The 18,147-nt window shown below is 63.1% G+C and carries 19 protein-coding genes; 11 read left to right on the forward strand and 8 right to left on the reverse strand.

What is annotated here, in order from left to right:
* The first annotated feature begins 16 nt into the window (after window positions 1-16).
* The 4 genes from M5B42_RS18745 to M5B42_RS18760 are packed head-to-tail and all read left to right on the forward strand — an operon-like array spanning window position 17 to window position 2,576.
* Complete coding sequence (locus M5B42_RS18745; protein WP_248746689.1) at window positions 17-451, forward strand: DUF4426 domain-containing protein; 435 nt, start codon at window positions 17-19, stop codon at window positions 449-451.
* The gene (gene rdgB / locus M5B42_RS18750; protein WP_152736818.1) at window positions 448-1,044 is read left to right on the forward strand and encodes an RdgB/HAM1 family non-canonical purine NTP pyrophosphatase; all 597 of its coding nucleotides are present in this window, start codon (window positions 448-450) and stop codon (window positions 1,042-1,044) included. The genes M5B42_RS18745 and rdgB overlap by 4 nt, the downstream gene beginning before the upstream one ends.
* Before the next feature lie 59 nt (window positions 1,045-1,103).
* The gene (gene hemW / locus M5B42_RS18755; RefSeq protein ID WP_248746719.1) at window positions 1,104-2,243 is read left to right on the forward strand and encodes a radical SAM family heme chaperone HemW; all 1,140 of its coding nucleotides are present in this window, start codon (window positions 1,104-1,106) and stop codon (window positions 2,241-2,243) included.
* A 9-nt stretch (window positions 2,244-2,252) separates the two neighbouring features.
* Window positions 2,253-2,576: a DUF3392 domain-containing protein gene (locus M5B42_RS18760; RefSeq protein WP_060781995.1), complete on the forward strand. Its 324-nt coding sequence runs from the start codon at window positions 2,253-2,255 to the stop codon at window positions 2,574-2,576.
* 456 nt (window positions 2,577-3,032) lie between these two features.
* On the opposite strand, the gene trmB is transcribed toward M5B42_RS18760, so the two are convergent.
* The 4 genes from trmB to M5B42_RS18780 form a co-directional block, all read right to left on the reverse strand.
* A complete protein-coding gene (gene trmB / locus M5B42_RS18765) occupies window positions 3,033-3,758 on the reverse strand; it encodes a tRNA (guanosine(46)-N7)-methyltransferase TrmB (RefSeq protein WP_152736816.1) in 726 nt (241 codons plus the stop codon).
* A gap of 9 nt (window positions 3,759-3,767) precedes the next feature.
* A complete protein-coding gene (locus tag M5B42_RS18770) occupies window positions 3,768-4,562 on the reverse strand; it encodes a thiazole synthase (protein WP_100944605.1) in 795 nt (264 codons plus the stop codon).
* A gap of 65 nt (window positions 4,563-4,627) precedes the next feature.
* Window positions 4,628-4,828 (reverse strand): sulfur carrier protein ThiS, encoded by a 201-nt coding sequence (gene thiS, locus M5B42_RS18775; RefSeq protein ID WP_100944604.1) that lies wholly within the window; start codon window positions 4,826-4,828, stop codon window positions 4,628-4,630.
* Between the two features lie 87 nt (window positions 4,829-4,915).
* On the reverse strand, window positions 4,916-5,293 hold the full coding sequence (locus M5B42_RS18780; protein WP_248746690.1) for a DUF423 domain-containing protein: 378 nt from the start codon (window positions 5,291-5,293) through the stop codon (window positions 4,916-4,918).
* A 70-nt stretch (window positions 5,294-5,363) separates the two neighbouring features.
* On the opposite strand from M5B42_RS18780, the gene mtgA reads away from it, so the two are divergent.
* Window positions 5,364-6,086, forward strand: a complete 723-nt coding sequence (gene mtgA, locus M5B42_RS18785; protein ID WP_248746691.1) for a monofunctional biosynthetic peptidoglycan transglycosylase — start codon at window positions 5,364-5,366, stop codon at window positions 6,084-6,086.
* Window positions 6,087-6,272: 186 nt separating this feature from the next.
* Here mtgA and rpoH read toward each other — a convergent pair whose 3' ends face one another.
* The 4 genes from rpoH to ftsY form a co-directional block, all read right to left on the reverse strand.
* Window positions 6,273-7,127: an RNA polymerase sigma factor RpoH gene (gene rpoH / locus M5B42_RS18790; RefSeq protein ID WP_100944601.1), complete on the reverse strand. Its 855-nt coding sequence runs from the start codon at window positions 7,125-7,127 to the stop codon at window positions 6,273-6,275.
* 129 nt (window positions 7,128-7,256) lie between these two features.
* Complete coding sequence (gene ftsX, locus M5B42_RS18795) at window positions 7,257-8,279, reverse strand: permease-like cell division protein FtsX (RefSeq protein ID WP_248746692.1); 1,023 nt, start codon at window positions 8,277-8,279, stop codon at window positions 7,257-7,259.
* Window positions 8,276-8,947 (reverse strand): cell division ATP-binding protein FtsE, encoded by a 672-nt coding sequence (ftsE, locus tag M5B42_RS18800; RefSeq protein ID WP_100944599.1) that lies wholly within the window; start codon window positions 8,945-8,947, stop codon window positions 8,276-8,278. The genes ftsX and ftsE overlap by 4 nt, the downstream gene beginning before the upstream one ends.
* Window positions 8,944-10,464, reverse strand: coding sequence for a signal recognition particle-docking protein FtsY (gene ftsY, locus M5B42_RS18805; RefSeq protein WP_248746693.1), 1,521 nt, complete (start codon window positions 10,462-10,464; stop codon window positions 8,944-8,946). The genes ftsE and ftsY overlap by 4 nt, the downstream gene beginning before the upstream one ends.
* Before the next feature lie 174 nt (window positions 10,465-10,638).
* On the opposite strand from ftsY, the gene M5B42_RS18810 reads away from it, so the two are divergent.
* The 6 genes from M5B42_RS18810 (at window position 10,639) to M5B42_RS18835 (ending at window position 18,141) form a co-directional block, all read left to right on the forward strand.
* Complete coding sequence (locus M5B42_RS18810) at window positions 10,639-11,991, forward strand: pitrilysin family protein (RefSeq protein WP_248746694.1); 1,353 nt, start codon at window positions 10,639-10,641, stop codon at window positions 11,989-11,991.
* Window positions 11,988-13,478 carry a pitrilysin family protein gene (locus tag M5B42_RS18815; protein WP_248746695.1) on the forward strand — a complete coding sequence of 497 codons (1,491 nt, stop codon included), beginning with the start codon at window positions 11,988-11,990 and terminating at the stop codon, window positions 13,476-13,478. Before M5B42_RS18810 ends, M5B42_RS18815 begins: the two co-directional genes overlap by 4 nt.
* Entirely contained in the window at window positions 13,478-14,092 is a 615-nt protein-coding gene (rsmD, locus tag M5B42_RS18820) for a 16S rRNA (guanine(966)-N(2))-methyltransferase RsmD (RefSeq protein ID WP_248746696.1), read from the forward strand. Before M5B42_RS18815 ends, rsmD begins: the two co-directional genes overlap by 1 nt.
* Before the next feature lie 112 nt (window positions 14,093-14,204).
* Window positions 14,205-15,551: a pitrilysin family protein gene (locus tag M5B42_RS18825; protein WP_248746697.1), complete on the forward strand. Its 1,347-nt coding sequence runs from the start codon at window positions 14,205-14,207 to the stop codon at window positions 15,549-15,551.
* The gene (locus tag M5B42_RS18830) at window positions 15,544-17,007 is read left to right on the forward strand and encodes a pitrilysin family protein (protein WP_248746698.1); all 1,464 of its coding nucleotides are present in this window, start codon (window positions 15,544-15,546) and stop codon (window positions 17,005-17,007) included. Before M5B42_RS18825 ends, M5B42_RS18830 begins: the two co-directional genes overlap by 8 nt.
* 78 nt (window positions 17,008-17,085) lie before the next feature.
* Window positions 17,086-18,141 (forward strand): hydrolase, encoded by a 1,056-nt coding sequence (locus M5B42_RS18835; protein ID WP_248746699.1) that lies wholly within the window; start codon window positions 17,086-17,088, stop codon window positions 18,139-18,141.
* Window positions 18,142-18,147: the final 6 nt, after the last annotated feature.

Raw genomic sequence — 18,147 nt, forward strand, 5'->3', positions numbered from 1 at the left:
CTCGAGGAGAACGATCATGCTGCGTTCAATTGTGTTTCTAGTGGCGGCCTGCTTCGGCGTCACGGCCATGGCCGCCGATGCCATCAAGGGCGAGCGCCAGGAAGTCTTCGGTGACCTCACCGTGCACTACAACACCTTCAACTCTACCTATATTCAACCGGACACTGCCCAGCGTGCGGAGTTGGTACGCAGCAAGGACCAGGGTGTGATCAACATCTCGGTGGCCAAGGCCGGCAAACCGCTGGTCGCCCAGGTCAGCGGCAATGTGAAGGACCTGACCGGCAAGAGCGTCACACTGAACTTCAAGCAGATTACCGAGCAGGGCGCCGTCTACTACCTGGCGCAATACCCGGTACCGCAGCAGGAAAACCGCATCTTCGAAATCACCGTCACCGTCGGCGGTGATGCCCACACTTTCAGCTTCAATCAGGAACTTTTCCCAGGCGAATGATGAACTTCAGCCAACTGGTACTGGCCAGCCACAACGCCGGCAAACTCAAAGAACTCCAGGCCATGCTCGGTGGGTCGGTGCAACTGCGCTCGATCGGTGAGTTCAGCAGCGTCGAGCCGGAAGAAACCGGCTTGTCGTTCGTCGAAAACGCCATCCTGAAAGCCCGTAATGCGTCACGCATTTCCGGCCTGCCGGCGCTGGCCGACGATTCCGGGCTGGCGGTGGACTTCCTCGGTGGCGCGCCGGGTATCTATTCGGCCCGCTATGCCGATGGCCAGGGCGATGCGGCGAACAACGCCAAGCTGCTCGAGGCCCTGAAGGACGTCCCCACCGCCGAGCGCGGCGCGCAGTTCGTCTGCGTGCTGGCCTTGGTGCGGCATGCCGATGACCCGCTGCCGATTCTCTGCGAAGGCCTGTGGCACGGGCGCATCCTCACCGCCGCCAGCGGCGAGCACGGTTTTGGCTACGATCCGCTGTTCTGGGTGCCGGAGCGTGACTGCTCGAGCGCCGAACTGGGTCCGGTCGAGAAAAACCAGCTCAGCCACCGCGCCCGCGCCATGGCCCTGTTGCGCCAGCGCCTGGGCCTGCAATGACCCAGCCCCACGTAGCGCCGCCGCTGATCCACGGCAGCGCGCCAATCCCTCGGGCGGCCATGGCGCAGTTGCCGCCCCTGGCGCTGTATATCCATATCCCCTGGTGCGTGCGCAAATGCCCGTATTGCGACTTCAACTCCCATGCCGCCAGCCCGGTGCTGCCGGAAGAGGAGTATGTCGACGCGCTGCTGGCCGACCTCGACCAGGACCTGCACGCGGTGTATGGCCGTGAATTGAGTTCGATCTTCTTCGGTGGCGGCACGCCCAGCCTGTTCAGCGCCCCGGCGCTGGGGCGTTTGCTCAAGGGCGTCGAGGCGCGTATTCCATTTGCCGGCGATATCGAAATCACCCTGGAAGCCAACCCCGGGACCTTCGAGCAGGAAAAATTCATCGCCTATCGCCAGTTGGGCATCAATCGGCTGTCCATCGGTATCCAGAGTTTCCAGGAAGACAAGCTCAAGGCCCTCGGCCGCATCCATACCGGCGGCGAAGCCGTGCGGGCGGCGGATATGGCGCGCCAGGCCGGGTTCGACAACTTCAACCTGGACCTGATGCACGGTTTGCCGGACCAGTCCCTGGACGATGCCCTGGCTGATCTGCGCCAGGCCATTGCCTTGAAGCCCACGCACCTGTCCTGGTACCAGCTCACCCTGGAGCCGAACACGGTGTTCTGGAACCAGCCGCCGACCCTGCCGGAAGACGACACCCTGTGGGATATCCAGGAAGCCGGCCAGGCGCTGCTGGCCGAGCACGGTTACGCCCAGTACGAAGTCTCGGCCTATGCCCAGCCCGGACGGGCGGCGCGGCACAACCTCAATTACTGGAGCTTCGGTGATTTCATCGGCATCGGTGCCGGCGCCCATGGCAAGCTCAGCCACCCGGACGGGCGCATCGTCCGGACCTGGAAAACCCGCCTGCCGAAGGACTACCTGAACCCGGCCAAGGCCTTCCAGGCCGGGGAGAAAGTCCTGGCCAACGAAGAGCTGCCGTTCGAGTTCCTGATGAATGCCCTGCGCCTGACCGAGGGCGTTGACGCCGTCTTGTTTGCGCAACGTACCGGGCTTAGTCTCGACAGCTTGAACGAAGCACGCGCCGAGGCCGAACAAAGTGGCCTGTTGCAGGTCGAACCGTCACGCCTGGCGGCCACCGACCGCGGGCAGCTGTTTCTCAACGACCTGCTGCAATACTTTTTGACCTAAGGAAACCCCATGGACCTGGTACTCGACCTGCTCGCCACGGTGTCACGCTGGAGTCGCAGCAACCTGTCGGAAATCGCCCTGGCGCTGGTGGGCTGCCTGCTGGTGCTGTTTGGCGCGGATATCAAGGGTTGGATCGATCAACGCCTGGGCAGCATTGCCGGTGCCTTGCGCGTACCGCTGCTGGCCCTGCTGTGCATGATCGGCAGCGGCGCGGCCTTGATCTACGCCACGCCCTGGGTGGTGCGCGGCTTGAGCCAGTTCAACAACTACAGCCTGGCGCCGGTGTTGTTGGTGGTGCTGGTGTTGATCGGGGTGGTGGCGGATCGGCGCTGATTAAAAGCACCGCAACCTGTAGGAGCAGGGCTTGCCCGCGAAGCTTTTAGCGATCTTGAGGGCCCTTTCGCTGGCAAGCCAAGCTCCTACAGTTCATCGCCGTACACCAATTCCGCACACGCCAAAACTCTGTAGGAGCAGGGCTTGCCCGCGAAGCTTCTGACGATCTTGAGGGCCCTTTCGCTGGCAAGCCAAGCTCCTACAGTTCATCGCCGTACACCAATTCCGCGCACGCCATAACTCTGTAGGAGCAGGGCTTGCCCGCGAAGCTTCTGGCGATCTTGAGGGCCCTTTCGCTGGCAAGCCAAGCTCCTACAGTTCATCGTCGTACACCAATTCCGCGCACGCCAAAACTCTGTAGGAGCAGGGCTTGCCCGCGAAGCTTTTAGCGATCTTGAGAGCCCCATCGCCGGCAAGCCGGCTCCTACAGGGGCTGCGATGTATCCGCCATCGGCCTCAGGCCAGTTTCTCGAACTTCAGGTCCCACACCCCGTGCCCCAGTCGCTCGCCACGGCGTTCGAACTTGGTGATCGGGCGTTCGGCCGGACGCGGCACGCATTTGCCGTCTTCGGCCAGGTTGCGATAACCCGGGGCGACGTTCATCACTTCCAGCATATATTCGGCATACGGCTCCCAGTCAGTGGCCATATGCAAGATCCCGCCGACCTTCAGCTTGCTGCGCACCAGCTCGGCAAAGGACGCCTGGACGATACGCCGCTTGTGATGGCGGCTCTTGTGCCACGGATCCGGGAAAAACAGCATCAGCCGGTCCAGACTGTTGTCCGCCACACAGCGGTTGAGCACTTCAATGGCATCGCAGTCGTAGACCCGCAGGTTTTTCAAACCCTGGGTCAGCACGCCATTGAGCAGCGCCCCAACACCCGGACGGTGCACTTCCACACCGATAAAATCCTGCTCGGGTGCCGCCGCCGCCATCTCCAGCAGCGAATGCCCCATGCCGAAGCCGATTTCCAGCGAGCGCGGTGCCGAGCGACCAAACACCTGGTCGAAATCCACCGGCGCATCGGCCAGCGGCAGGACGAACAGCGGCGTGCCCTGTTCCAGGCCCTTCTGCTGGCCTTCGGTCATGCGCCCGGCGCGCATCACGAAACTCTTGATACGGCGGTGTTGGCGCTCTTCGCCTTCTTCCGGCTGGATTGGCGTGTCGTTCGATTCAGTCATCAAAGGCTCTTACTTGATCAGACCATCCAGCGGCGAGGAAGCGCTGGCATAGAGTTTTTTCGGCATGCGACCGGCGAGGTAGGCCAGGCGACCGGCAACGATGGCGTGTTTCATGGCTTCGGCCATCAGGATCGGCTGCTGGGCGTGGGCGATGGCCGAGTTCATCAGCACCGCCTCGCAACCCAGTTCCATGGCAATGGTGGCGTCGGAGGCGGTACCGACACCAGCATCCACCAGCACCGGGATCTTGGCTTCTTCGAGGATGATCTGCAGGTTGTACGGGTTGCAGATCCCCAGGCCCGTGCCGATCAGGCCGGCCAGCGGCATGACCGCGATACAGCCGATTTCCGCCAGTTGCCGGGCGATGATCGGGTCATCGCTGGTGTAGACCATCACGTCGAAACCTTCCTTGACCAGCACTTCGGCGGCCTTGAGGGTTTCGATCACGTTGGGGAACAGGGTTTTCTGGTCGGCCAGGACTTCCAGCTTCACCAGGTTGTGGCCGTCCAGCAACTCACGGGCCAGGCGGCAGGTGCGCACGGCTTCGATGGCGTCGTAGCAACCGGCGGTATTCGGCAGGATGGTGTAGCGATCCGGCGGCAGGATATCCAGCAGGTTCGGTTCGCCCGGGTTCTGCCCCAGATTGGTCCGGCGCACCGCCACGGTGACGATCTCGGCCCCCGAGGCCTCGATGGCCAGGCGGGTTTCTTCCATATCGCGGTATTTGCCGGTACCCACCAGCAGACGGGACTGATAGGTACGGCCGGCCAGCACGAAGGGCTTGTCGCTGCGAACAGTGCTCATTCGGAAATCCTCTTGAAAGGTTGAGGGCTTGCAGGGTGGATCAGGGCGTGGGACCGCGGGGGCGATTAACCGCCACCGATAGCGTGTACCACTTCGACCTGATCGCCTTCACGCAGGGCGGTGTCGGCATGCTGGCTGCGCGGGACGATATCCAGGTTCAGCTCCACCGCCACCCGCCGCCCGACCAGGTCGAGCCGGGCCAGCAACGCCGCGACGGTCTCGCCATCGGGCAGTTCAAAGGGTTCACCGTTCAATTGAATGCGCATGCGCCGGGCTGCCATCATTTTTAGGGGTCAGCATTCTAGCCCGATCAGTCCGGGCGACCCAAGCCATTCGTCGACCTGGCGGTCAGCTCAAGCCGCCTGCAGGCGCCAGGCGGCCAGACCGAGGCAGAACCAGCCGATCAGGAAGCCCAGGCCGCCGAACGGGGTGATGATACCCAGCTTGCTCACACCGGTCAGGGTCAACAGATACAGGCTGCCGGAGAACAGGATAATCCCGAGGGCGAACGACAGGCCGGCCCAGGTGACCAGACGCCCCGGAATATGGGTCGCCAGCAGCGCCACGCCGAACAGCGCCAGGGCGTGCACCAGCTGATAGGTCACCCCGGTGTGGAAGATCGCCAGGTACTCCGCGCTCAGGCGGTCTTTCAGGCCGTGGGCGGCAAAGGCACCGAGGGCGACACCGGTAAAACCGAAAAAGGCGGCCAGCAGCAAAAAACCACGCAACATGACGAACTCCATTCAGGGGGCACAGGGTCTGTATAATGGCCCGCTCCCACGCCCCGGCCAAGCCATCTCTATGTTGTCATTCCTTTTCCGCCGCCTCGTCACCGTCCTGAAATGGTTCGCCATCGGCAGTGTGTTGCTGGTGCTGCTGTTTCGTTGGGTGCCGCCGCCCGGGACCGCGCTGATGGTCGAACGCAAGATCGAGTCCTGGACCGATGGCGAGCCCATTGACCTGCAACGCAGCTGGCGCCCGTGGGAACAGATCTCCGACGAGTTGAAAGTGGCGGTAATGGCCGGCGAGGACCAGAAATTCCCCGAGCACTGGGGGTTCGACTTCGATGCGATCCAGGCCGCGTTTGAACACAACGAGCGCGGCGGTTCGATTCGCGGCGCCAGCACCTTGAGCCAGCAGGTGTCGAAGAACCTGTTCCTGTGGTCGGGGCGCAGTTATTTGCGTAAAGGGCTGGAAGCCTGGTTTACCGCGCTGATCGAACTGACGTGGCCCAAGCAGCGGATTCTCGAGGTGTACCTGAACAGCGTGGAGTGGGACGACGGCGTGTTCGGCGCGGAAGCGGCGGCGCGGCATCACTTCGGCGTGAGCGCGGCGGGCCTGTCGCGCCAGCAGGCCAGCCTGCTGGCGGCGGTACTGCCCAATCCGCGGGAATGGAGCGCCAGTCACCCGAGCATCTACGTGGCGCGCCGGGCGGGCTGGATTCGCCAGCAGATGAGCCAGTTGGGTGGGGATGAGTACCTGAGCGGGCTGAACAACTCGCGCAAGGCGCCCTGGGCGTTGTGATCTCCAGGGCCTCATCGCGAGCAAGCTTGCTCCTACAGTGTTGGCGGCGAGCCACAATGTTGTGAACGACGCTGGCCCTGTAGGAGCAAGCTTGCTCGCGATGAGGCCTGTCCAGACGCCGAAAATTTCGAACGTCGAAACAAAAACGCCCCGATCAGATCGGGGCGTTTTTTATTGCTTCAGCACTTAAGCGGCAATCGACAACTTCAGCTTGTTCATCGCGCTCTTTTCCAGCTGGCGAATCCGCTCGGCCGAAACGTTGTACTTCTGTGCCAGGTCGTGCAGCGTGGCTTTCTCTTCCGCCAACCAGCGCTGGTAGAGAATGTCGCGGCTGCGCTCGTCGAGCACTTCCAGGGCTTCATGCAGGTTGCTGTTGGAGTTTTCGCTCCAGTCGGCATCCTCCAGCTGACGCGCCGGGTCATACCGGTGGTCTTCCAGGTAGTTGGCCGGAGACTGGAAGGCACTGTCGTCGTCGGCTTCCGCCGCCGGGTCGAAGGCCATGTCCTGGCCGGTCAGCCGGCTTTCCATCTCGCGCACTTCACGGGGTTCCACGCCGAGGCTTTCAGCCACGCGGTGGACTTCCTCGTTGTTCAGCCAGGCCAGACGCTTTTTCTGGCTACGCAGGTTGAAGAACAGCTTGCGCTGGGCCTTGGTGGTGGCCACTTTCACAATGCGCCAGTTGCGCAGGATGAACTCGTGGATTTCCGCCTTGATCCAGTGCACGGCGAACGACACCAGGCGCACACCCATTTCCGGGTTGAAGCGCTTCACGGCCTTCATCAGGCCGACGTTGCCTTCCTGGATCAGGTCAGCCTGGGCCAGCCCGTAGCCGGAATAGCTACGGGCGATATGGACGACAAAACGCAGGTGGGCGAGCACCATCTGCCGAGCCGCCCCAAGATCCTGCTCATAATAGAGACTCTCGGCCAGTTCACGCTCCTGCTCCGGCGTCAGCAAGGGAATGCTGTTCACCGTGTTCACGTAGGCTTCCAGATTCGCACCCGGGACCAACGCGTAGACAGGTTGCAAAGAAGTGGTCATACGAAAAAACCTCCGACTCACATAACTCGTGCAGTGATGCACTGCGAAAATTGACCGGGAACCGTAGGACAAGTTCCCTAAACCACCAATACGGTCAATACAAACGAAACCACATTAATCTGACATTAACTACTTCGGTGCCAGCTCACGTAAATGCCGTGCGACCGCAATCCAAGCACCGATATACCCCAAGAGCACCGCCCCAAGCAACAATGACAGACCATCGGCAACCGGCACGCCGGCCAGGGCGAAATCGCTGCCGTAGAGACCGGCCAGCCCGACCACCGCGTCATTCAGCCAGTTCAGGCCGTAAGCCAACACGCCCCAGGACAAAAACCCGGCACCAAAGCCATAAAGCGCACCCATATAGAGAAAAGGCCTACGCACATAGCTATCAGTGCCGCCGACCAGTTTAATCACTTCGATCTCGGTGCGGCGGTTTTCAATATGAAGACGAATGGTATTGCCTATCACCAAAAGTAATGCAGACACCAGCAGCACCGTCAGGCCGAAGACAAACCGGTCGCCCAGCTTGAGAATAGCCGCCAGACGCTCGACCCAGACCAGGTCCAGTTGCGCCTGTTGCACCTTGGGCAACTCGGCCAGGCGCTGGCGCAGGGCTTCCAATGTCGCCTTGTCGACTTCGTTCGGCGTCACCAGCACCACCCCCGGCAGGGGGTTCTGCGGCAATTCCTTGAGGGCTTCGCCCAGGCCCGACTGCTGCTGGAACTCGTCCAGGGCCTTTTCCTTGCTGATGTACTCGGCATCCGCGACGCCGGGCATGGCCTTGATCTGTTCGCTGAGGTGCGCGCCTTCGGTCGGGCTGGCATCCAGTTGCAGGTACAGGGAGATCTGCGCCGCGCGCTGCCATGAGCCACCCAGGCGCTCGACATTGTTCAGCAGCAGCGACAAGCCCATGGGCAGGCTCAGGGCCACGGCCATCACCAGGCAGGTAAAGAAGCTGCCGATCGGCTGCTTGCCCAGGCGGCGCAGGCTGTCCACCAGGCTGGCGCGATGGCTTTCGATCCAGGCGCTGAGCAGGGTGCCGAAGTCCGGACCGTCGTCTTCGTTGCGTTTTTTCTTCGGCGGCTGCGGGTCGCTGGCTTTCGGGGCCACGCGTTCGGCTACCTTGGGGCTGCGAGTCGCACTCATTCGCCGGCCTCCCCGTCGCCGATCAATCGGCCGCGTTGCAGGGTCAGCATGCGGTGGCGCATGCGGGCGATCAGGGCCAGGTCGTGGCTGGCGATCAGCACGCTGGTGCCCAGGCGGTTGATGTCTTCGAACACGCCCATGATTTCCGCCGCCAGGCGCGGGTCGAGGTTACCGGTGGGTTCGTCCGCCAGCAGCAAGGCCGGGCGATGGACGATGGCACGGGCAATACCGACGCGCTGTTGCTGGCCGGTGGAAAGATCGCCGGGGTAGAGGTCGGTCTTGTCCGAGAGCGCCACGCGCTCCAGGGCCGAATCCACCCGCTTGACGATCTCGGCCTTGGACAGGCCGAGGATCTGCAACGGCAAGGCGACGTTGTTGAACACGGTGCGATCGAACAGCAACTGGTGGTTCTGGAACACCACGCCGATCTGCCGGCGCAGGAACGGAATCTGCGCGTTGCTGATCTGACCCAGGTCCTGCCCGGCCAGCAGCAGTTTGCCGGTGGTCGGACGCTCCATCGCCAGCAGCAGGCGCAACAAGGTACTTTTGCCCGCGCCGGAGTGCCCGGTCACGAACAGGAATTCACCACGACGCACCCGAAAGCTCAGTTCATGCAAGCCGACATGACCGTTCGGATAGCGTTTACCGACCTGTTCGAAACGAATCATGAATGCTCCCGCTCAGCGAAAAGGGCCTGGACAAAGGGCTCGGCTTCGAAGGTGCGCAGATCGTCGATCCCTTCGCCGACGCCGATGTAACGAATCGGCAGGCCAAACTGCTTGGCCAGGGCAAAGATCACCCCGCCCTTGGCGGTCCCATCGAGCTTAGTCAATGCCAGGCCGGTCAGCTGGACCGTCTGGTTGAATTGTTTGGCCTGGTTGATAGCGTTCTGCCCAGTACCGGCGTCGAGCACCAGCAGCACTTCGTGGGGCGCTTCGACGTCAAGCTTGGCGATGACCCGGCGAACCTTCTTCAGTTCTTCCATCAGGTTGTCTTTGGTGTGCAGGCGACCGGCGGTGTCGGCGATCAGCACGTCGATACCGCGGGCCTTGGCCGCCTGTACCGCATCGAAGATTACCGAAGCCGAATCGGCACCGGTGTGCTGGGCGATAACCGGAATCTGGTTGCGCTCACCCCACACCTGCAGTTGCTCCACCGCCGCCGCGCGAAAGGTATCGCCCGCCGCCAGCATGACTTTCTTGCCGTCGAGCTGCAGCTTCTTCGCCAGTTTGCCGATGGTGGTGGTCTTGCCGGCGCCGTTGACGCCCACCACCAGGATCACGAAAGGTTTGTGCTGTGAAACGATCTTCAGCGGCTGTTCGACCGGCTTGAGCATCGCGGTCAGCTCGGCCTGCAACGAGGCGTAGAGCGCGTCGCTGTCGGTCAACTGCTTGCGGGCGACCTTCTGGGTCAGGCTCTGGATGATCACCGAAGTGGCTTCGACGCCCACGTCGGCGGTCAGCAGACGGGTTTCCAGCTCTTCGAGCAGCTCGTCGTCGATGGCCTTCTTGCCCAGGAACAGGCTGGCCATGCCTTCGCCAATACTGGCGCTGGTCTTGGACAGGCCCTGCTTGAGGCGGGTGAAGAAGCCGACCTTGGTCTCTTCGGAAACGGGCTTGGCCGGTTCGGCAGTCACCGGTTCAGCCACCGCAACCGGAGCCGGAGCCGGAGCAACCACAGGGGCCACGACCGGCGCGGGTGCCGGGACTGGTGCAGGTGCAGGTGCAGGTGCAGGTGCAGAGACTGGAGCTGGAGCTGGAGCTGGAGCTGGAGCTTCGACAATCGGCGCAATGACCGGCGCTGGCACCGGTTCGGCGATGAACGGTTCAGGTGCGGCCACTTCAGCGACAGACGCAACCGCCGTCAGCGGAATCGGCGGGGTGATATGCGGCGCCTGAACATCCTCGACCAGGGCCACCGGCTCCTCGGCCACGGGCAGGCTCAGCCAGGGCTCATGCACCGGGGCAGCCGGCGCGGCAGCAGGCGCTTCAACCACCGGCACGCTGATCGGCAACGGCTCGGCGGCCACCGGCAACGCCTCGCTCACTGGCGCGGGGGTGACCTCAGGAGTCGGTTGTGGCTGTTCGACGACGGCTTCCTGCGGTTTTTTACGCAGCCAGCCGAACAGGCTTTTTTTCTCGCCAGCCGGGGCTGGGGTCTTCTTGTCGTCGTTGGAACCAAACATGGAGGACGGCTATCTCACGGTAGCGACGCGCCAAGGTGGCGCTTCGGCAAATAATATTCTGATGCGCAACAGACTGCCTTTTGACCAGATTGTTCGCGCGCAACGCAGTATCCTAGCACCTCCTCGCCCGCCGACGCTAAGATCACGCGGGCCGTACTACAGGTTTGAAAACGAATGAATGCTCTAGCCCGCCGTGCCGCTGGCCTGTTGCTCAGCACGCTTTGCCTACCCCTGGCCGCCTTGGCCGCCGACCCGCAACCGACCCACGAATTCACCCTCGACAACGGTTTGAAGGTCGTCGTGCGCGAGGATCACCGCGCGCCCGTGGTGGTCTCGCAGATCTGGTACAAGGTCGGCTCGAGCTACGAAACCCCGGGCCAGACCGGCCTGTCCCACGCCCTGGAACACATGATGTTCAAGGGCAGCTCCAAGGTCGGACCGGGCGAAGCCTCGCTGATCCTGCGGGACCTCGGCGCGGAAGAAAACGCGTTCACCAGCGACGACTACACCGCCTATTACCAGGTCCTGGCCCGCGACCGCCTGGGCGTGGCCCTGGAGCTGGAAGCCGACCGCATGGCCAGCCTGCGCCTGCCGGCCGACGAGTTCAGCCGGGAAATCGAAGTCATCAAGGAAGAGCGCCGCCTGCGCACCGACGACAAGCCCATGGGCAAGGCCTTCGAGCGCTTCAAGGCGATGGCCTACCCGGCCAGCGGCTACCACACGCCGACCATCGGCTGGATGGCCGACCTCGATCGTATGAAGGTCGAAGAACTGCGCCACTGGTACCAGTCCTGGTATGTGCCGAACAACGCCACCCTGGTGGTGGTCGGCGACGTCACCCCGGATGAAGTCAAAACCCTGGCCCAACGCTATTTCGGCGCCATCCCCCGGCGTGACACACCGCCGGCGAAGATCCCACGGGAACTCGACGAGCCCGGCGAACGCCTGATCACCCTGCATGTGAAGACCCAGTTGCCGAGCCTGATGCTCGCCTTCAACGTGCCGAGCTTCGCCACCGCCGAAGACAAGCGTTCGGTCACCGCCCTGCGCCTGATCGCCGCCCTGCTCGACGGCGGCTACAGTGCGCGCCTGCCGTCGCAACTGGAGCGTGGCGAGGAGCTGATCTCCGGCGGCTCGTCGAGCTACGACGCCTACACCCGTGGCGACACCCTGTTCCTGCTTTCGGCCACCCCCAACAGCCAGAAGAAAAAAACCCTGGCCGACACCGAGGCCGGCCTCTGGCGCCTGCTCGACCAACTAAAAACCCAGGCACCGAGCGCCGAAGAGCTGGAACGCGTACGTGCCCAGGTGATCGCCGGCCTGGTCTACGAACGTGACTCCATCACCAGCCAGGCCAGCGCCATCGGCATCCTGGAAACCGTCGGCCTGTCCTGGAAAATGATGGACAGCGAATTGTCCGACCTGCAAAGCGTCACGCCGCAGGATCTGCAGAAAGCCGCCCGTACCTATTTCACCCGCGAGCGCCTCAGCGTCGCCCATGTATTGCCCGAGGAGAGCGCCCAATGAGTCAGTCCAAGGGGCCACGTTTCGCCCTGCTCGCCCTGACCCTCGCCGTCGCGGCGGGCGGTATCGGCTTTTATCTGTTCGATGCGCGTAATACCCAGGCCAGCCAGGCCCTGGACGCGGCCAAGTCCGGCCACAAGCTGCAATCGCTGGCGGAGCTGGACGGCAAGGCGCCGGCGCACCGCAGCCTGAACGTACAGACCTGGAAAACCGCCGAAGGCGCCAAGGTGCTGTTCGTCGAAGCCCATGAACTGCCGATGTTCAACCTGAACCTGACCTTCGCCGCCGGCAGCAGCCAGGACGGCAACGCGGCCGGCCTCGCCGCGCTGACCAACGCCATGCTCAACGAAGGCGTGGCCGGCAAGAACGTCGGTGCCATCGCCCAGGGTTTCGAAGGCCTCGGGGCTGACTTCGGCAACGGTTCCTACAAGGACATGGCGATTGCTTCGCTGCGTAGCCTCAGCGCCCCGGACAAACGCGAGCCGGCACTGAAGCTGTTCGCCGAAGTGGTGGGCAAGCCGACCTTCCCCGCCGACTCCCTGGCGCGGATCAAGAACCAGCTGCTGGCCGGCTTCGAATACCAGAAGCAGAATCCCGGCAAGCTGGCGAGCCTGGACTTGTCCAAGCGCCTGTATGGCGATCATCCCTACGCGCATCCCAGCGAAGGCACGGCCCAGAGCATCCCGCCGATCACCCTGGAACAGTTGCGCGCCTTCCATGCCAAGGCCTACGCGGCCGGCAACGTGGTGATCGCGCTGGTCGGCGACCTCTCGCGCAGCGAAGCCGAAGGCATCGCCAGCCAGGTCTCCGCCGCCCTGCCCAAGGGCCCGGCCTTGCCGAAGATCGCCCAGCCGGCCGAACCGAAAGCCAGCGTCGGGCATATCGAGTTCCCGTCCAAGCAGACCACCATCCTGATGGCCCAACAGGGCATCGACCGCACCGACCCGGACTACGCGGCCCTGTCCCTGGGCAACCAGATCCTCGGCGGCGGCGGTTTCGGTACCCGCCTGATGAGTGAAGTGAGGGAAAAACGCGGCCTGACCTATGGTGTCTATTCGGGTTTCTCGCCGATGCAGGCCCGTGGCCCGTTCCAGATCAACCTGCAGACCCGCGCCGAAATGAGCGAAGGCACGCTCAAGCTGGTGGACGACGTGATCGCCGACTACCTGAAAAACGGCCCGACCCAGAAGGAAGTCGACGACGCCAAGCGCGAAATGGCCGGCAGCTTTCCGCTTTCCAATGCGAGCAACAGCAGCATCGTCGGCCAACTGGGCCTGATGGGTTTCTATGACCTGCCACTCGATTACCTGGAAAACTTCGTGCAACAAACCCAGGCGCTGACCGTCGAGCAGATCAAGTCCGCCATGAACAAACACCTGAGTGTCGACAAGATGATCGTCGTCACCGCAGGGCCCACCGTGCCGCAAAAGCCCCTGCCGCCACCGACTGACAAACCCGCCGAGCAGCCGCTCGGGGTTCCGGAGCATTAATGGCCAGCCCATCGCGTCCCAGCAAGAAACCCGCTCACCCCCATAACGGTGTGAATCAACTGCGTATCATCGGTGGCGAATGGCGCAGCCGACGCCTGAGCTTCCCGGATGTCCCGGGACTGCGGCCGACCCCGGACCGGGTGCGCGAAACCCTGTTCAACTGGCTGGCGCCCTATGTCGCCGGGGCCAAGGTGCTCGACCCGTTCGCCGGTAGCGGCGCCCTGTTCCTCGAGGCCCTGTCCCGTGGCGCGGCCATGGGCCAGGCACTGGACGCCAGCAACCTGGCGGTGGCCAACCTGCGCGAGCACCTGGGCACCCTGCGTTGCAGCGTCGGCCAGGTGCAGACCGCCGACGCCATGCGCTACCTGGAAACCCAGGCGGCCACGGCCTTCGACCTGGTGTTCCTCGACCCGCCGTTCAACCAGAACCTGCTGCCCGGCATCTGCGCCCTGCTGGAAGAACGCCAGTGGCTGGCCGACGACGCGTGGGTCTACACCGAAAGCGAAAACGCCCCCTCGGGCCTCGGCCTGCCGGGCAACTGGCGCCTGCACCGCGAGCAGAAGTCCGGGCGTGTCCACTACGCGCTGTGGCAGCGCAGCGTAGCCAGCCAATAACCTGAGCGGCGGTTCGAGCCAAGCCTCGGGCCGCCGTCACTATCCCGCTACCGCCAGCCCCTCCGTCATCCGGATCAAGGTGTTCCTTTGCAACTCAAAAGGCCCCTGAAGGATGAAATGCCCCTACCCACGATGTGCACTCGGCCTGCTTTTCCTGCCGGTCATCGCTCTCGCCACCCCCTTGCCCAGCACCCACGAGCTGATGCTCGACAACGGTTTGAAAATCATCGTGCGCGAAGATCATCGAGCCCCCGTCGTGGCGGCCCAGCTCTGGTACAAAGTCGGCTCCAGTCACGAACCACCGGGTGAATCAGGGCTTTCCCATGCCCTGGAACACCTGTTGTTCCAGGGCAGCAGCAAAGTCTGCCCCGGCCAGGCGTTCGAGGTCATGGAACGCCTGGGCGCGCGGATCAACGCCTTCACCAACCATGACAGCACCACCTACGAATACCTGATGCCACGCCATGCCCTGGGCGTCGCGCTGGAAATCATGGCCGACCAGATGAGCACCGCCCGACTTTCGCCAGCCGCCTTCCGGCGTGAAATCGAGGTGATCAAAAACGAGCGGCTGCAGAACGTCGATGACACCCCAGGGACACTGCTCGACGAGAAGATGCGCAGCATCGCCTTTACCACCAGCGGCTATCGCACCTCGACCATCGGCTGGCTACACGACCTGCAACGCATGAACGTCCAACAACTGCAACGCTGGTACGCCACCTGGTACGCGCCGAACAACGCCACCCTGGTGGTGGTCGGCGATATCACCCCCGGGGAGGTCGAAACCCTGGCCCGGCGCTACTTCGCCGACCTGCCCGGCCGAACGCTGCCAGAGACCAAGCCCCCGCTGGAGCTGAACGAGCCGGGCGAGCGACGGATCATGCTCCAGACCCGTAATGAGTTTCCCAGCCTGATCATGGCGTTCAACGTGCCCAGCCTGGTCACCGCCGCCGATCCGCATACCGCGCACACCTTGCGCCTGCTCAACGAACTGCTTGGCGTCGGCTCCGGCTCGCGGCTTTTCAGGGAGTTGAAGTTCCATGAAGAGCTGGTCACCCGGGCTCACTCGCGCTATGAGGCCTTCAACCGGGGAGACGCCTTGTTGAAGATCGTCGTCGACCTGGACACTCTGAAAAATCCCAGCCTGGACGACCTTCAGACACGTCTGTGGCAACTGCTCGACGAGCTCAAACGCTCACCTGTCAGCGCCCAGGAGCTGGAGCGCGCGCGCACCCGGATAATGGCGAAACGCGTCTTTGCCCTCGACTCCCTGGAAAACCAGGCGCAGAAACTCGGCGGCCTGGAAAGCGTCGGCCTGTCGTGGCCCCTGGAGGAACTGGAAGAAGAACAACTGAAAGCCGTCACGCCCCTGGATATTCAACGCGCCGCGCAAACCTACTTCACCCACGAGCGACTCAGCGTTGCCCTGGCCAGCCCAGGGAAAACCCACCATGAATAAGACTAACCTGGTGTTATCGAGCATTCTGCTGACATTCATCTGCACCCTTGCCACCCCCGGGCCGAGGGCATCCTCCGGCGGCGAGCTGTCGACCGTCAATCCCCTGCAATCGCTGAGCGCGGTCCAGTACCTGGCCCCCACCCCCACCACCCGCCTTGTTCGCGGCTGGAAAACCCTCAGCGGGACCAAGGTGCTCTTCGTTGAAACCCATGGCCTGCCCTTGCTCGATGTGGCCGTGAGCTTTGCCGCCGGCAGCCGTTATGACGGCGAGCAACCCGGCTTGGCGGCCATGGCCCTGAGCCTGCTCAACGAAGGGTCGGAGGGCAAGGATGTCGACACCATCCTGACCGCGTTCGACAGCCTGGGGGTGAAGCTGGGCAATGGCATTGACCGAGACCATGGCTTTTTCACCCTGCGCAGTCTCAGCGACGAAGCTGTCCGCACACCGGCCCTGCAGTTGTTGAGCGAAGTGTTGAGCAAACCCAGCTTCACCCGCGACGCCATCCGCCGGGTCAAGAGCGAGATCATCGACCGGCAAATGCGCGAAGATGTCGCCATCGACACCTGGATCAGTCATCGCTTTGCACCGCCGCTCTACCCACGGCACCCGTATGCCCAGCCTCTCTATGGCACTCGGGAAAGTATCGGGGAAATCACTGCCGAGCAGTTGCGCAGCTTTCACAGCAAGGCTTACAGCGCGGGCAACGCCATTATCCTGCTGGTCGGTGATCTCTCATTGGAGCAGGCACAGAGCATCAGCGTGAAGATTTCCGACGCTTTGCCCAAAGGTCCGGCATTGCCACCCACCGCCAGCGCCCGGCCTGAAGACAGTGTCGTCGGTACCTTCCATATCGAACAGCCGACCACCCTGATTCATCTGGATTTCGCCCAGATCGCTCCGCCCCGGAATCATCCCGATTACGTCGCCCTCTACGTGGCCAGCCTGATTTTTGGCGGCGGCTTCGACAGCCGCCTGATGAAAGTCCTGCGCGAACAGCACGGCGTCACCTATTCGGCAGAGGCCCAACTCAAGAACTGGCAAGCCCGGGGCCCGTTCCATATCAACCTCTCGACCCCTCCCGAATACCGCGAAGCCGTTATCCGGCGGGTCAAGCGGATGTTCGAACAACTCCTGAAAGACGGCCCGACCGAGCAGGAACTGCAGAACATCAAGCTGAGCCTGCGCGGTGACATGGCCCTGAATGGCGCCAGCAATGCGGATATCCTCCAGGCGCTGCTGGTGATCGCGCGTCACGACCTGCCACTGAGCCTGACGGACTACGCCGAACAGGCCCAGCAACTGACCCGCGAAATGATCAGGACGGCCTTGAACAAGCACTTTGATGCCGAGAGCTGGGTGGTGACCAGTACCGGCCCGAGCGTCACCCAGCAAGCGTTGCCCGATCTCCAGGTGCGGGGACCCAGTTGCCAGCCTCGCGCCCTGCCGCCCGGATAAAAAGCTGCGGCAATGGACAGGACTGTGGCAATTTAGATGCATCGCACGCACAAGCGTGGCCGCCATGGCGACTTGCCAATGGCAGCACCCGACCTGTCCATTCCCACTTCGAGACTTGCTGCGTTGCCGCCATTTTCCCAGCCCACTCATTTACCGGGTTTCACCCCCGCCACAGGCCTGGGCAACCCACACCTGCAGACCTTGTGGGGGCCGCTCTGGCGCAAGACCGTCCACCTTGACCGTCGGCGTGAGCGCCTGTGGCTTGACGATGGCGACTTCCTCGACCTCGACTGGCACGGCCCGCATGCCGCCGAGACGCCGTTGGTGCTGATCCTCCACGGGCTCACCGGTTCGTCGAACTCGCCTTATGTCGCCGGCCTGCAACAGGCGCTGGGCAACCAGGGCTGGGCCAGCGTGGCGCTGAACTGGCGGGGCTGTTCGGGAGAGCCCAATCTACTGGCGCGCAGCTATCACTCCGGGGCCAGCGAAGACCTGGCAGCCACGATCGCCCACCTCAAGGCCCAACGCCCGCTGGCGCCGCTCTATGCCGTCGGCTACTCCCTGGGCGGCAACGTGCTGCTCAAGCATCTGGGGGAAAGTGGCCAGGACAGTGGCCTGCAAGGCGCCGTGGCGGTGTCGGTGCCGTTTCGCCTGGACCAGTGCGCCGACCGCATCGGCCTGGGCCTTTCGCGGATCTACCAGGCGCATTTCATGCGCGAGATGGTGGCCTATATCAAGAACAAGCAGCGCCAGTTCCAGCATGACGGGCGGATCGAGGGCCTGACGACCCTGAACGACCTGGGACCGCTGACGGGGATGCGTACCTTCTGGGATTTCGACGGACGGGTCACCGCGCCATTGCACGGTTTTGCCGATGCCCAGGATTATTATCGCCGCGCCTCCAGCCGCTATTTCCTTGGAGCGATTCGCACCCCGACGCTGATTATCCAGGCCAAGGACGATCCCTTCGTGTTTCCCCACAGCCTGCCGGAGCCTGACGAGTTGGCGCCGGGCATCCAGTTCGAATTGCAGGCCAAGGGCGGGCATGTGGGGTTTGTCGACGGCTCGCTGGGCAAGCCAACTTACTATCTGGAGCGGCGCATTCCGCAATGGCTGGCCGATAGGCAATATTGAACGGAA

This window comes from Pseudomonas sp. MWU12-2037 (assembly GCF_023242345.1).
GTDB classification, from domain to species: Bacteria; Pseudomonadota; Gammaproteobacteria; order Pseudomonadales; family Pseudomonadaceae; genus Aquipseudomonas; species Aquipseudomonas gingeri_D.